Here is a 13,880-nt window from a genome sequence, read left to right as displayed (position 1 = left end):
GCCTGCCGAGCAGGTCATGCGCGGCGCACCCTACCAGATCCGCGCCAGCGACCTCGAAGACGAACGGATCAAGGCCGATTTGGCGCGCAATACTCCGCATCGCATCCACGACGACAACCAGGAATCGCTGTTTTCCGCCATTTGAAAAGGAGGTGCATAATGAATCGGTCTTCACAATTACCCGAAAGAACAGCCTCTTCGCGGGCAGCGACGGCGGCGGACGGACATGGGCCACCATCGCCACGCTGCTGACCACCGCCAAGATGAATCAGGTCGATCCACACGCCTGGCTCACCCTGACCCTCGAGCGCATTGCCAATGGCTGGCCAAACAGCGATATCGACGCCCTCCTCAGCTGCCCGCTTACGCCGAAGGCATCTTCCGCAGACTTTGAGATAAGCAGCGATTACGCGATTTCCACCCGAAACCCTGGGTACGCATCTCGAAAGGCTCCGAGGGCCTCTGATCGAATCTTGTCTAACTTGATCCCGGCGGCGCGTTCGACATTAAATGTCGTGCAGTCACTACTTCCACATGCACAAAGTCTGATGCTCTTGTCTCGCAGACCTGACACAAAGGTGCGCCGCAATTGATCAATCAATTGAACGGCGCGCGAAACGCTCGCTTTAACTCGCTGGTCACGCAGGTGATGCAGCGAAGGTATCCGACGTATCTCATCGCCCTCTCGCGTTCGCCAAATGCCGGTATTCAGCGCGGCGATGGTATCTTCAATGGCCTGCTGAAACGCCGATAGCGAACACTCTTCGAGGAACGGTGTTCGAAATGCAGGACGATCGAATGCGGCTGCCATCTGAGCAAGGGCATCGCCATCTGTAAGGCCGATAAGTCGTCGGCAAAACGGAGCAATTCGTCAGCCCTATCTGGAAAAACTTCCCCAGCGCAAAAGCGCCTAAGAAGATCTTCGCCGATCAGGCGCAGATGTTCCTCGAACTCTACGCCTGACCAGATTGATAGATTTTTTATGCCGTTTGCTTTGGCAAATGTTTGAATGGCGTCTCGGCGCATTGCGGACACCGCGCCGCGCGTTACGAATTTGAGTGCATCAATCTTCGAGGGAGAGGAAAGCATCCTCTGCATGTCATGCTCAGCCTTATTTTGGGTAAGGCTGCTACGATTGACGCATTGAATGACCGCCCGGCAGCGCGTGCCATCGTCAAGCAACTGACTTCCGAAGATATCGCGCCCGTGGTCGCCCCCGGCTTGCCCATACCAGGTGACGTGCTCCCCGTTTTGTCCGCGTCTATAAGTTAGCCCTGTTCACGTTGTGATCCTTGACGGATCGGGTTGCATATTCAAGCGGGGTGAGCCCATCGAGGCTCGTGTGTGGGCGATTCACATTGTAGTCGATCCTCCATTCTTCGATGCTGTTGCGGGCGTGCCGATAGCTGGTGAAGAGCCGTTCGTTGAGGCACTCATCGCGTAGCCGACCATTGAAGCTTTCCACGAAGCCATTCTGCATCGGCTTGCCCGGTGCGATGTAGTGCCATTCGACATGCCGATCCTCCTGCCAAGCCAAAATGGCGTTCGAGGTCAGCTCGGTGCCGTTGTCCGACACGATCATGCAGGGGTAGCCGCGATGTTCGGCGATGATGTCGAGTTCGCGGGCGACACGCTCACCCGAGATCGAGTTGTCGACGACCGTGGCCAGACACTCCCGGCTGAAGTCGTCGATGACGCATAGTATCCGGAAGCGGCGACCATCGGTCAGCGTGTCGGAGACGAAGTCGAGGCTCCAGCGCTGGTTGGCGCCCTGCGGTATCGCCATCGGCGCCCTGGTGCCCAAGGCCCGCTTGCGACCACCGCGCTTGCGCACCGTCAGCCGCTCCTCGCGATAAAGGCGATAGAGCTTCTTCCAGTTCACCGCCACGCCTTCGCGCTTCAAGAGAAGGTGCAGCCGACGATAGCCGAAGCGCCGGCGTTCGGCGGCCAGATCCCGCAGCCGCTTGCGCAAACCGGCATCATCCGGTCGGGACGGACGGTAGCGGTAGACCCGCGGCTCCATGCCGACGAGCCCGCAGGCGCGACGCTGCGAATAGCCCTTGTTCTCGATCGCCCAGGTCACGGCAGTCCTCCTCGACCCGGGCGTTAGAAGTTTTTTCCGAGCATCTCGCGCAAGGTCGAGACGTCGAGCATGGCATCGGCCAGCAGACGCTTCAGCTTGCCGTTCTCCTCCTCAAGGCTCTTCAGCCGCTTCGCCTCCGACACATCCATGCCGCCATACTTCGAGCGCCACTTATAGAACGTCGCGTCGCTCACACCGTATTTGCGGCACAGATCCGTCGCCGAAAGCCCAGCCTGGTGTTCCTTCAAAATGCCGATGATCTGTTCGTCAGAAAATCTCGATCGCTTCATTGCCTGTCTCCTCATCCGAGGAACAGGCTAACCTCAAACCGAGGACATTTCAGGGGAGCACGTCACAGGCGATCTCGGTCCATCCGGCCCGGACATGATATGCAAAGACGAGCCTCTCGAATTCGGCCCCACCAAAATCTTCAAAATGAATTCTTTGCACAAGGCGCGAGACATTCGGCATCGCACACCCCTCAACCCGGCAACTTGGGGCAAATGATCATTTTCTTAATCCCGTTCTCGCGAGCGTAGCGCTTGGTTCGATCCAGGCCCTCGTTCGTTAGCCAGCCAAACGGGCCGCTACCCCCCACGATCAATCATTGTTGCGCCGATCCTAGCCACTCCGGCGGAACCAGTTTTGTGTTGTCGCGCCACTCCTGGGCAAGCGTCACACCTTCGATCTCGCCCCAGACGTCAAACCCGGCATGGTCGAGAACGATCACCTGTAGACGGCCTTTTGCACGCACAACCTCTCTGCCGAGGGCTTCGAACACGGCGCGAACGGCAGAAATATCCACGTCTCTGATGCGCACTGGGACGTCATCAGTGCCCTGATCGAGATTTCGTGGGAAATACACTTGGCTTGGTTGGTCATAAATTAGAAGCGCCGGGACAGGATGATTGCCCTCTTCGAGGAAAAACCGTTGGAGCGCCAGCGTTAATGCAACGTGGTAGGCGAGCCAGTTGGCGCCGCTGCCTATCTCCCAGAGAAAGTCCGAACGGTCCGCATGAATGACACGAATTGTGAGATCGTCGATTAGAAGCTTGATAGGAGCTTCCTTCCATTCTGCGTCGAGCGTTGGGATAATTTGTGCCGCAAAATTCTCTATGATCCGAAGAGCGTTGTTGGTCTGAGCCTTCACTTGCTGCTCAGAATAAATCTTCCGCAACTTTTCAATTTGCTCAGTTAGCTGCTGAACGCGAGCATTGAGCTCGGACGTTTCGTCCGCGCGATCATAAGTGACCAACGCTTGCTCCAGTCTGCCGAGAAAGCGTTCGATGCGGTCGGAGCGATAAATTGCCTTGCTGACTTCATCGGACCTGCGTTCGAGAATAGAAATTTCTTGCCTGATGCCACTCAAACGAGCTGTGGACTCTTCAACGAGCCCGCGCAGCCGAAGTCGCTCTCGATCGAACGTGTCAGAAAGAAGAGGCTGGCTTCGCAGCTCAATTTCTATTCCGGATAGCGCCTCAGTGAGTTGGTCGAGTTTCTCACGGCCGGAGCCTGTCAGTGCGGCGATAGGATCGTCCGTTCGACCGGCAAAGCTGCTCAGCCATGATGCGATACTGAGACGATCGCGCTGAATGCGAATTGCGGCCCCATAGCTAGAGCTGCTCTCGATCAGTTTTTGAACTTCATTGAGACGCTGCCTGTGTTGAGAAACGAGCGCTGCTGCAGCCGACTCTCCCTGACGTAGCTGCTCAAGTTGAACCAAGGTTGGTTCGATGGAGTCGACCGTGGTATTGGCGAGACGCGTATCTGATTGCACCACCTGACGCAAAAGGTCCACGGTCTCGGGCCACTCCTCGGGGACGATGGTGCCTACAGGCAGTAGACCAAATTCGATCGCTTGGCGCATCCACGCTTGTGTTTCAGCTTGCCACGCTCGGACGCCTCGGCGAATGCCCGACAGATCACTGTCTGCTCTGCGCAGTAGCCGTTGAAGCCTGTCAATTTCCCAGCGAGCGGCCAGCATCGCAGGGGTCAAAGCCCCAACAACGTAAGGAAAGATCGCCCGCAGTTTCTCGCGGTGCTCGGTTGTGTCCGCGTTGAAGAATAGCACCATCGGATTGGCGACTATGTATTGCGGTTGGAACATGAAGGCTGTCAGGTCTCTAAAACTGACCCTGGATTGGAAACTTTGTTCAGAGGCATCGGGATCAAGCCGTAGCTGTGACAGTCCAGCAAGGCGGTCGAACATTCGCTTCACTTCATCGACCGTTGCGTTCTTCTGGTCGATGCGGTTCGGAATTTCGATACCGCCTCCTTCCAGGACGAACATGTCACCAGTCTGCTGCGCATCCCCCGGCTCTCGCCGGGCCAGCAATTTCTGTCCATCCAGCGTCTCGATCAAAACGCCAAACCACGCGCAGGCATTTCGGATGGTTCCGACGGGAATTCGACATTTTCCCGATCCCAAACAATAGTCGATGATCGGAATGACAGCGGACTTGCCGGTCTTTGATGCACCGCTAATGACATTGACCATACCTGGTTCGAATTCAACTTCGCGCGGCGCAAAATCGCCTTTGGGCCAGAGGATGAGTTTGAGAATCTGAAAATGCATCAGGGATGAACCTGTAGGATGGAGAAGGCATGATTTGCCGGGACGCGCGCTATCCACCGGCCCAATTTTTCTGCTGCCGGACCGTGTGCTTTTAACCTCTCAGGTGGCTTAGGAAGCTTGACTTCATTCGCGCGCAACGTTGCAGTCCCGTAATCAAGGCTAACGATTTTGCTCGCAACACCCGTGCCGATGGACTCGAGAGTAAAAAGCCGCATCGCGAGGGCGCGATCGTGAAGGGCAAGCAGGTCTTCACGATTTTCTGAAAGATTGGCGACGAACTTCCCTAATCCTGATCCGACCCGCGTGGATGTGACCACTTCCATTGTCTGCGTGTGCATGACGATCGGAAAAACAAGAAACATCAATTCCATATTCGGAAGGCGATCCATGGATTCCTCCTGGAACCCATGAATGAAATTCCAAACGATCGTCGAACCGAACGCTGGGTTTTGAACCAGCTCAACGGCTGAGAGTCTCTCCGTCATGCCCAATTCTTCCCAAGGATATCTTGATACGACGGATGCCAACCGACACGAAGATCATTCGCCAGATCGTTGTATGCTCCCTCGACGAAGTGATTGGGCAGAGTCCGTCCTTCAAGTGGCATCTGCACGGTAGCACAACGCCTGTAGACCAATCGGCCGCGCTTTTTGGGATCGTGCGCGGCATGAAGGTCCTCGACTTCGTCGCGTACGAGCGAGAAGCGCTGCTGCAAGCCCGCGTCGAACTCATCAAGGCTGTCTTCGACGATGTCACCGTCGGCAGCCCATTTGATCTTGTCGGCAGTCGAGCGCAGACAAGCGCTCACAGCACCGACGATAAGCTCTGGGGTGAGCTCCACGGCTTCGAGCTGGCGGACAAACATTGGTGCCGACGCAATGGTCTTTTCTATGTCCGCCGTACCAGGTGCAGCGGTCGTCGAGTTGAGCAGGCCTGCAAGATTGTGTTTTCGCACAAACGCTTGAAAGCGACGCCGAAACGCTTGCGCATCGACGACTGGCGACTTGCCATCTCGGATTAGGCGTTCGGCGTCCTCCTTGGCACGTCCAATCGCAGCACTGCAAAAGTCATTTACAGCTGACTCGGTAATAGTGGCGCGCAAAATCTCGCGGATTCCATCCAGTGGGTCCGTCTCGGCATCGAACCTAAATTTCTTGATGATTGCAGCGCATGCGGGATCGCCGGCAACCAGGAATCTTTGGAGATGTTCGCCGAATCCCTTTCCTACCGTACTTGGGGTCAGCCAACTCTTGAGTTTGGTGATGATCGCGTTAGCCGCGTCATCCGTGTTTGCCGCGTGAAGGGCTTCGACGATGGGACCAGCTTCGCCGGGAGCCACATAGAGGATGAACTCTGTGTTCCCCGGTTCCAGCCCGTGGGCAGCACATATGTCCACCCAGTTGCCGAAGGTCTTCCAAAGGTCAATTGATTTGTCGGTAATGAGCTTCGGCCGAATTGAGCTCTTGCATTGCTCAAGTGCCACTTGACCCGAAGGACGATGGATAGCGACGTCGTCCATATATTCAAGCGACACCAGCTCTCCATGGGCGGCGCGCAGTAAGTGGTAGCAGAATCGTACTGGCTGCACCGCGTATCCCAGATATTGTCCAGGAGCGGATGTCTTCACCGGTCTTACCATGTCTTCTACGCTCATGTGCCCCGCGGCGGACTTATGCAGTTCCCCGCCCCTACCCTCAGAATTTCAATAAAGTATGCGCTACCCTAACAGGCGGCTTAGTATCGGACGAGCAGCTTGTACTACCGATCTGATCTTATCCACACGGTCGCCACATCCACTAGACAGAGAGAACTCTTAGGTCGCTATTCGCCGTACCGGCGCTCCAGCGCGTTGGCAATTCGCTCGCAAAGCAATTCTGAGGTCACGACTGTGAGGTGGAGACGAAGGCGAACTCCGTGCGTATCAACTAGGGTAGTGACAATACGGCGATCGGAGTACTCGGCGAGGTCGAGTACATCGTTGATGATGAAGTCTGGTGTTTCGCGGAGCCTCTTAGGGCGCTCATCCACCGGGTTCTCCTCCTAATCCAGGTTCAACGCTTGTCAACTGATCGGTGGCCTTCCAGGCAGGCCGAGCCTAATTCGCTGGCCTTCGGCGTAGCTCTCGGCAACGGCTTGAGCGTCGAATAAATGCCGAGTTATTTTGCCATTTTCGACGACCTGGACAATCCATTGGCTGTCAACGTTTTTCAATCGCACGTCATTCGGTTCTCCGGCAACCACCTTCGTCTTCCGTTTCAGCAATCAAGAACGAATGACAGTGGAAGTCCTAAGCCGCTGTACCGCTCTGTAGACAACAACATCCCCCGACGTGATATTCAAATCCAGATTTTCTGACAGCAGGTCGTCGCTACACGACGGCAATCCGTTCGATTCAGTCAGAATGCTCGACGCTCTAGAATGAAGGGCGCCTTGGTCAAGGCGCCCTTCGCATCGGCGGCAGACTTCGATCCCGGAGGTGCGGACCTAAGCACTTCGGAAGGAGCCGCCGATGAGCCCTTCTTGGGAATCCCGCTTAGCCGACACCGACTGGACGGTCGGGTCTAGCGCATGCAATCGAATACGACCGGCGCTATGGTCTCGTGCGCGACTACGAACGACGCATCGACCTCTCCGAAGCCATGATCCACGTCGCCGTGGGCAGTCTTTTGATGCGCAGAACAGCCATTGAACCAATTCTCAAACGGACTCTTAGCACTCAAATCTCTCTGGTATTTTGCGCTCCCACTACTTGATGATCTCCACCTAAACCTGGAATGTGCCATTTCGGATATGGGAATCACCTTCTTCCGGCCAAATGGTTTCTTATTTGGGCTGCTTCGGCAAGGGCAACGCCAAAGCTGCCCGGCAAACACTTCAGTCGATCACCAGCAATTTGCCGGAACATTCGACCTTCAGTAATCAGGCTGCTTTCAGTGATTTCTATTCCCCAGTTTCCGTCCTTCTAGGCAATCCTCGATAACGGATTGCTCAATGCCCGCTTCGTGAGTATAGCAGCGCCAAACGGACCGCGTTGCGCGAATAACCGCCCCATCGTCGCAGGAATTCGGCGTTTTCTCGCTGTCCGCGCACATATCCCGCAATTTTCTGACAGGAAGTGGGAGAATTCCCGCTCTACGGTGCTCAACGGGATCGGTCGCACACGCTAGAACTACCAACGTATATTTGTAATGAGGATAGCTTTTAGAACAGCTGCGCCTCCGCCAGTTTGCTTAAACCGCGCCGCGCGGCAAACTAGCCCCGCCGGACGAATGCCGGCGGGCATTTTTTTACTCGCGGGCCTTCAGTGAACCTCTTGCAACTCGAGTAGCTGTCCCTCGTGGCCCCTGTAGAAAATCTGGACCTGCAAGCCGCCCGTATAATCGTCTACATCGAATGGTTCCACGGTGACTTTACTAACAACAAGGACGCAGACAACGTTTGTTGCGGGCTCCTCAATCGTGACCTCAAACTGAGGTACAGGTGGACTAGACTTTGATTCTCCGGCGGCTTTCATCACAGCGTGGTGGCAGGGGGTCGGGGCCCAGATCTTCACTTCGCGAATGTGGAGGCCGTCTGGAGGTGGCGGTTGCCTGTCAACCCAACCCTTCGCATCACTGAGGTCAATTATCCCGACATCCTCAGCTAAAGCCGAGATTGACAGAAACGACAGAAAGCTCGCGGCGATTGCCGCCTTCGTAAAAAACGTGGACATCAAACTCTCCTCCGACTTTTAGTATTCTGATCATGAGAACCCCTGCGGTTTTTAAATCCAATTCGCAGGGCGCTTTATTAACTCTTGAAAGCATACCGGCAAACGCCTCTCGAGTTTCACGGAAATGCATGTCTTTAGCCGACGAATTCGCTGGATCGGCACCAATCGCCGTGGAAACCACGGCTTCGGGAGTTTACCGTTGACTTAGTGCGGACAAAGGGATTGGTGAATTGGATTTCACTGGTTTCGTCACGATAAGGCTGTAGTATTGATCGATCCCTAAGCCTGCCTGCAGCAGTCCCTCCATGAAATCCTGATACGCAGCCATAGAGGGAGATGAAACTCGCATAAGATAATCGATCCGCCCCCCGATAGCCCAGCAGTCCAGGATTTCCGGCGTCTCTTGGATCGCAGTCTCGAAGTTCCGTTGATCCTCCAGACGATGACGATCCAGAACCACCTCCACCATTATGCAGATCATGCCCCCGATGAGCGCTGGACTTAGTCGCGCGTAGAACCCCTCAATTATTCCTGCGGCTTGGAGTATACGGAGCCGTTCCGAACAGGCCGAAGCCGAAAGATGAACACGCTTTGCGAGCTCGCTTTTCGAAATCCGACCGTCTGACTGAATCTCTGAGAGAATCCGGACGTCCCAAGCGTCTAGGCGCACAGGATCAGATTTCGACTTCATGACCTTTTGCTCTCAAGCCGTTGTCGACAGCGCAATTCATGCCAATCAATATTACCATTAATGAAGTGATCGAATGTAGTGGACGGCATCCGTTCTCGGCCCGCAATGCGCCAGAGTGGGGTTGTCGAAAGTCAGTGGAAGCGATCCATGGAGAAAGGCTGTAGAAGCAGTTTGGCTATCGCCTCGCGGCCTAACGGGGCGATGACGCAACTGGAGAGTATAGTCGCCTTCGGCGGAGACCTCATCGTAACTAGATAACGCATTTTTTTTGATCCTCCGCTGCTTTAACTGACACCCTCGACAGCATCCGAGCATTGATTGCGTGCACTGAATAGTTAGATGCAGTGCTTACATCGGCGCATTCGGCTTCGAGATGAATTAAACGCCCTTCTTATCTGGCTCGCCGATTGGCATTGCAACATGCAGCTCGTGTTACCGCTACGGCCCAGAATCCGGCGCTGGAGTCTGGCCGGTGCCCAGCCGGGAAGACTCAAACGCCGATGTTGCGTGCGATGCTGTCGGCCGCCATGCGCTTACGCCACTCAAGAGGCCCCGAACTGTGAACGGAGTTTCCCTTAACATCGACAGCCACGATGACCGGCATGTCCTGCACCTCGAATTCATAGATGGCTTCCATGCCCAGGTCTTCAAAGGCAACGATCCGCGCCGCTTTGATCGATTTTGAAATCAGGTATGCAGCGCCACCCACTGCAATGAGATAGGGTGTTCTGTGTCTCACAATCGACTCGATGGCCGCCGGGCCCCTTTCCGCTTTGCCGACCATCGCAAATAGGCCAGTCTCGGCGAGTATCTTTTCAGTAAATCCGTCCATCCGGCTTGAGGTCGTCGGGCCGGCCGGTCCGACGACCTCGCCCCTCACTGCGCGGACGGGTCCAACGTAGTAGATCACGCGTCCCCGCAGATCGACTGGGAGCGGCTTGCCGGCATCGATCAAATGCACCATTCGCTTATGGGCGGCGTCACGGCCCGTCAGCATCTTCCCGGACAAAAGAAGGGTTTCACCGGAGCGCCACGCTGCCGTTTCTTCCTTTGTGAGCGCATTGAGATTGACCCGCCGGACGCCGCTTATGTACAAATCCTCATCACCGATCTGGGGCCATTCGGAAAGGTCAGGCGGCTCAAGCCTGATGGGTCCAGAGCCGTCCAAGGTAAACTTCAGGTGCCGGTTGGCCGCGCATTGCGGAATGAGCGCCACGGGCTTGGACGCAGCGTGGGTAGGATAGGTTGCAACTTTGACATCAACGACTGTTGTCAGACCTCCGAGCCCCTGAGCGCCGATGCCTAGGGCATTAATTCGTTCATAAAGCTCGATCCGCAACGCCTCCTCCGCGTTTGACGGCCCCCTGACGATCAGTTCCGACATATCGATGGGCTCGTTCATGGCCTCCTTGGCCAGCAGCATCGCCTTTTCAGCGCTGCCACCGATGCCGACCGAGATCAGGCCGGGCGGACACCATCCGCCGCCCAGCGTCGAAACGGTGTCGACGACCCAGTCGGCAACGGACGCGCTGGGGTTGAGGGTAGTAAAACGCGCCTTGTTTTCCGAGCCGCCCCCTTTTGCGGCGAGGGTTATCTCAATTTGGTTCCCGGGCACGAGGTCCACGTGGACGACTGCCGGCGTGTTGTCACGCGTGTTCACCCGCCCGGCAAGCGGATCTGAGACGATCGACGGTCGGAGGGGATTGTAGGGGTCGAGATATGCTTGGCGGACGCCCCTATTCACGAGGTCAGCGAAACTCGCCGTTGATTTGATGCGGGCGTCCATGCCGACCTTGGCAAAGACAACTACGAGACCGGTGTCCTGGCAGATCGGACGCCGTCCGAAGGCCGCCATGCGCGAGTTCAGCAGGATCTGCCCGATGGCATTCTTCGCCGACGGACTCTGTTCGCGCGCATATGCCTGCGAAAGAGACCGGATATAATCTGGAGGATGGTAGTACGAGATATACTGAAGGGCGTCGGCCACGCTCCTTGTGATGTCCTTGCCGGCGATGATCCGCGATCTATTTCCCACCGGATCTCATCCAAATGAGCCGAGGCCGTTGACCAATTTCAGGTTCTGGAAGCTCCGCACCCCCTGCTCGCCCCCTTCATATCCATAGCCGCTCTGTTTGATACCTCCATACGGCGCATCTGCCGAAACCCCTTTCAGGTAATTCACACTGATAGCGCCTACCGAAAGACCACCGATCAGCGCCCGTTTCGCATTGGCGGCGCCGGTGAAGAAGTAGGCGGCCAAGCCATAGTCAGTGGCGTTGGCTTCTTGGATCGCCTCCTCGATCGTGTCGAACGGTGCCACGGTGAGGATCGGTCCGAACGGCTCGTCATGAAGCACTTTCGCATCCTTTGGCACGCCTGTCAGGATGGTTGGCGGCCAGTAAAAACCGGGCTGGTCGAGGCGGGTGCCACCGGTTTCGATGCGGGCGCCGCGATCGACCGCATCCTGGATCAGACGCTGCATGGCCTCGATCCGCCGCGCGTTTGCCATCGGTCCCATCTCCGTCGCAGGGTCGTTCGGTGGGCCGATCTTGATCTTGCGGGCGGCTTCCTTCATCTGGGAGAGTAATTCCTCATAAAGAGTCCGCGCGACAAGGATCCTGCTCGGCGCATTGCAACTCTGGCCAGCGCACTCGAACTTGTATTCCGAAATTACCGGTATGGCTTTTGCCAGGTCGGCATCCTCGCATACAATGACGGGGGAGTGCCCACCGAGTTCAAGAATGCATCGCTGCAAGTTATTCGCGGCGAGCTTGGCGAGCTGTTTTCCAACCTCGGTCGACCCCGTGAACGTTAGGACCTTCACGATTGGCGAGCTGAGGAGATGGCGGGATATTTGCACCGGCACGCCAAAGACGAGATTGATCACGCCGTCCGGAATACCCGCTTGAAGTAGAGCTTCGACGATGTGAACTGCGGCGCTCGGTGTCTCTTCGGCCCCTTTAAGGATCACCGGACAGCCTGCTGCCAAAGCGGGTGCGAGCTTGCGGGCGATGAGAACGGCGGGATAGTTCCAAGGCGTAAAGGCAGCAACGACGCCAAGGGCCTCGGGGACGATCATCCGGTTCGGGCCTAACTGAATCGGGGCCGACAGCTCTTCGGCGTGCGTTCCATTCCACTCCAGCGTTTCGACGGCGCGCGCGTACTCACCTGTCGCTTCGGCAATCGTCTTTCCCTGTTCGGCTGACAGGTCCCTAGCCGCCGCTTCAACCTTCGCTGTCAGAATCCTGGCGGCTGCTACGAGAATCTCGCCACGATCTTTTGCAGGCCGTGAGGACCAGGCCTTGCGGCTGCGCTCTGCCGAAGCGAGGGCCTCATCCAGATCCGGTATCGTCGCCGAGGCCACCGAGGCAAATACCATCTCCGTCGCCGGATTGATGACCGGCAGAGTGGCTCCGCTAGCACCGGCTCGCCACCTGCCATTGATGAAAAGCTGATAGCTCGTGGCGTTGGACATCCCATGCTCCGCTAGAGTATTTCTGCCAATGCGAGACCAGCCGATCTCCGACCATGGGCCCACTTCTCTGCAGTCTCATCGTGATGGTCACGCTAGGTCAAATATGGAATGTCGCTCAAAACCATCTCGAATCCAGATTGATGGCCGGCTCGGGCCCGCCGTGGAAGCGTGATAGCACTGGGACTCGGTTTGACGGATATGCCTAAGCCCGGACCGGAGCCGTGGCCGGCCACTGCCCGCTCTCGATTAATGTCCTGGTGACATTGGGGATCAGCTTGCGGACAGCAGAGACAGCGGGAGATTGCTCATCTTTGGGGTTGACGGCAAGCACAACGGAGCGGGTAATCACTGGATCAACGATTTTAACCGTTCGGACCTGTCCCTGACAGACTTCCCTCTGAATGGCCGAAGGGGCAAGGATAGAATACGCTTTTCCTTCCATGACCATATTGACGATCGTAGAAAGGGAGTCGACTTCGAATCTGACGTCAAGCACACAACCGTGCTGCGCAACGACATCAGCCACCGAACGCCTGACATTGTTGTTGCGCATGGGAACCGCTAGCGGGAACGCATGTAAATCGGCGAGCGGTATCTCGTCTTCGAACGGTGGTTCACCCGGCGGCACCACAAGGCAAAATTCTTCGCGTGCCAGCACCGTCATCCGCCCCGCGCTCTCGGCAGTGCGGTAGAGGACAGCCAGATTGAAGCGGCCGGCAGCCATCCACTCCTCCAACGGTCCCGTCATGCCCTCGATCATCTTAAGGGAGATCCTTGGCAGCTCGTTTCTTACCGATTCAAGCAGCGGACCGCTAAGGACACGCGCGGCCCCGGACGGAATGCCTATGGTCACCTCTCCGGAAGGAGAAGCCACCGTGTTGGTCAGTTCAATCTCGGTGAGTCGAACTTCCCTGAGAATCGTCCGCGCCCGCTCAAGCAGTTTGATTCCAGAGGCGGTCACACTGATGCCGGTCCTGTCGCGTACCAGCAGCTGAGTGCCGAAGCCTTCCTCCAGTTGACGCACATGGAGGCTAAGGGCGCTCTGAGCGACATGCAGGAGCGAAGCGGCCTTCGTGAAACTGCCGGCTTCCACTACGCCGACAAAGTATTTTAACTGCCTGATATCCACAGCTTTACCCAACTGAGGCAACTCCCCCAGTCCTTTGCGTTTATCTCGAAACGAGATGGGCCGCAAGTAATACTTGCTGGCGCACAGCAGGGAAAGGTTCCCGGTCGGACCGGAGTTAGCCCGGACTTCTCATACGGTCTGTCGGTAAAGAGCTGATGGCGGGGTCGGCTTGGGGCTTGAGGTTGGTGCAAACGGCATTGACCGCGGGGCGGTTG

At 56.6% G+C, this 13,880-nt stretch carries 11 protein-coding genes and 2 pseudogenes; 2 read left to right on the top strand and 11 right to left on the bottom strand.

Annotation, left to right across the window (positions count from 1 at the left end):
- Nucleotides 1–176 precede the first annotated feature (176 nt).
- Nucleotides 177–353, top strand: a pseudogene (locus NKI17_RS33775) (transposase domain-containing protein); the annotation flags it as partial.
- A 355-nt stretch (nucleotides 354–708) separates the two neighbouring features.
- On the opposite strand, the gene NKI17_RS33770 reads toward NKI17_RS33775, so the two are convergent.
- The 6 genes from NKI17_RS33770 to NKI17_RS33745 all read right to left on the bottom strand — a co-directional run bounded on the left by NKI17_RS33770 (nucleotide 709) and on the right by NKI17_RS33745 (nucleotide 6,686).
- The gene (locus NKI17_RS33770; protein WP_352907541.1) at nucleotides 709–1,182 is read right to left on the bottom strand and encodes a hypothetical protein; all 474 of its coding nucleotides are present in this window, start codon (nucleotides 1,180–1,182) and stop codon (nucleotides 709–711) included.
- Between the two features lie 79 nt (nucleotides 1,183–1,261).
- Nucleotides 1,262–2,373, bottom strand: a protein-coding gene (locus tag NKI17_RS33765; RefSeq protein WP_352484793.1) for an IS3 family transposase whose coding sequence is annotated in 2 segments (ribosomal slippage) — nucleotides 1,262–2,118 and nucleotides 2,118–2,373 — 1,113 coding nt in all. Because the reading frame shifts where the segments join, the coding sequence is not laid out codon by codon here.
- A 314-nt stretch (nucleotides 2,374–2,687) separates the two neighbouring features.
- Entirely contained in the window at nucleotides 2,688–4,658 is a 1,971-nt protein-coding gene (locus NKI17_RS33760; protein ID WP_352907539.1) for a DUF3732 domain-containing protein, read from the bottom strand.
- A complete protein-coding gene (locus NKI17_RS33755; protein WP_352907537.1) occupies nucleotides 4,658–5,143 on the bottom strand; it encodes a three component ABC system middle component in 486 nt (161 codons plus the stop codon). The genes NKI17_RS33760 and NKI17_RS33755 overlap by 1 nt, the downstream gene beginning before the upstream one ends.
- Complete coding sequence (locus NKI17_RS33750) at nucleotides 5,140–6,312, bottom strand: ABC-three component system protein (protein WP_352549732.1); 1,173 nt, start codon at nucleotides 6,310–6,312, stop codon at nucleotides 5,140–5,142. Before NKI17_RS33750 ends, NKI17_RS33755 begins: the two co-directional genes overlap by 4 nt.
- Before the next feature lie 167 nt (nucleotides 6,313–6,479).
- Nucleotides 6,480–6,686 (bottom strand): hypothetical protein, encoded by a 207-nt coding sequence (locus NKI17_RS33745; RefSeq protein WP_352549734.1) that lies wholly within the window; start codon nucleotides 6,684–6,686, stop codon nucleotides 6,480–6,482.
- A gap of 569 nt (nucleotides 6,687–7,255) precedes the next feature.
- On the opposite strand from NKI17_RS33745, the pseudogene NKI17_RS33740 reads away from it, so the two are divergent.
- Nucleotides 7,256–7,342: pseudogene (locus tag NKI17_RS33740) on the top strand (IS5/IS1182 family transposase); the annotation flags it as partial.
- Nucleotides 7,343–7,959: 617 nt separating this feature from the next.
- Here the strand turns inward: NKI17_RS33740 and NKI17_RS33735 are convergent.
- From NKI17_RS33735 to NKI17_RS33715, 5 genes are all read right to left on the bottom strand, one after another.
- A complete protein-coding gene (locus NKI17_RS33735; RefSeq protein WP_352549736.1) occupies nucleotides 7,960–8,370 on the bottom strand; it encodes a hypothetical protein in 411 nt (136 codons plus the stop codon).
- A 193-nt stretch (nucleotides 8,371–8,563) separates the two neighbouring features.
- Entirely contained in the window at nucleotides 8,564–9,061 is a 498-nt protein-coding gene (locus NKI17_RS33730) for an Lrp/AsnC family transcriptional regulator (protein ID WP_352549738.1), read from the bottom strand.
- Between the two features lie 490 nt (nucleotides 9,062–9,551).
- Nucleotides 9,552–11,096, bottom strand: coding sequence for a fumarate hydratase (locus NKI17_RS33725; RefSeq protein ID WP_352907534.1), 1,545 nt, complete (start codon nucleotides 11,094–11,096; stop codon nucleotides 9,552–9,554).
- Nucleotides 11,097–11,102: 6 nt separating this feature from the next.
- Nucleotides 11,103–12,536 (bottom strand): NAD-dependent succinate-semialdehyde dehydrogenase, encoded by a 1,434-nt coding sequence (locus NKI17_RS33720; protein WP_352907533.1) that lies wholly within the window; start codon nucleotides 12,534–12,536, stop codon nucleotides 11,103–11,105.
- A gap of 202 nt (nucleotides 12,537–12,738) precedes the next feature.
- Nucleotides 12,739–13,665, bottom strand: coding sequence for a LysR family transcriptional regulator (locus tag NKI17_RS33715; RefSeq protein WP_352907544.1), 927 nt, complete (start codon nucleotides 13,663–13,665; stop codon nucleotides 12,739–12,741).
- Nucleotides 13,666–13,880: the final 215 nt, after the last annotated feature.

Source organism: Mesorhizobium sp. M0816 (assembly GCF_040320005.1).
In the GTDB taxonomy this organism is placed as follows: Bacteria; Pseudomonadota; Alphaproteobacteria; order Rhizobiales; family Rhizobiaceae; genus Mesorhizobium.
The sequence above is the reverse complement of the archived record's forward strand: the minus strand, read 5'-3'. Positions and strand labels throughout refer to the sequence as shown.

Coding starts and splice junctions, on each gene's coding strand:
- NKI17_RS33755 (WP_352907537.1), bottom strand. CDS start 5,143: ATGACGGAGAGACTCTCAGCCGTTGAGCTGGTTCAAAACCCAGCGTTC.
- NKI17_RS33720 (WP_352907533.1), bottom strand. CDS start 12,536: ATGTCCAACGCCACGAGCTATCAGCTTTTCATCAATGGCAGGTGGCGA.
- NKI17_RS33735 (WP_352549736.1), bottom strand. CDS start 8,370: ATGTCCACGTTTTTTACGAAGGCGGCAATCGCCGCGAGCTTTCTGTCG.
- NKI17_RS33760 (WP_352907539.1), bottom strand. CDS start 4,658: ATGCATTTTCAGATTCTCAAACTCATCCTCTGGCCCAAAGGCGATTTT.
- NKI17_RS33750 (WP_352549732.1), bottom strand. CDS start 6,312: ATGAGCGTAGAAGACATGGTAAGACCGGTGAAGACATCCGCTCCTGGA.
- NKI17_RS33730 (WP_352549738.1), bottom strand. CDS start 9,061: ATGAAGTCGAAATCTGATCCTGTGCGCCTAGACGCTTGGGACGTCCGG.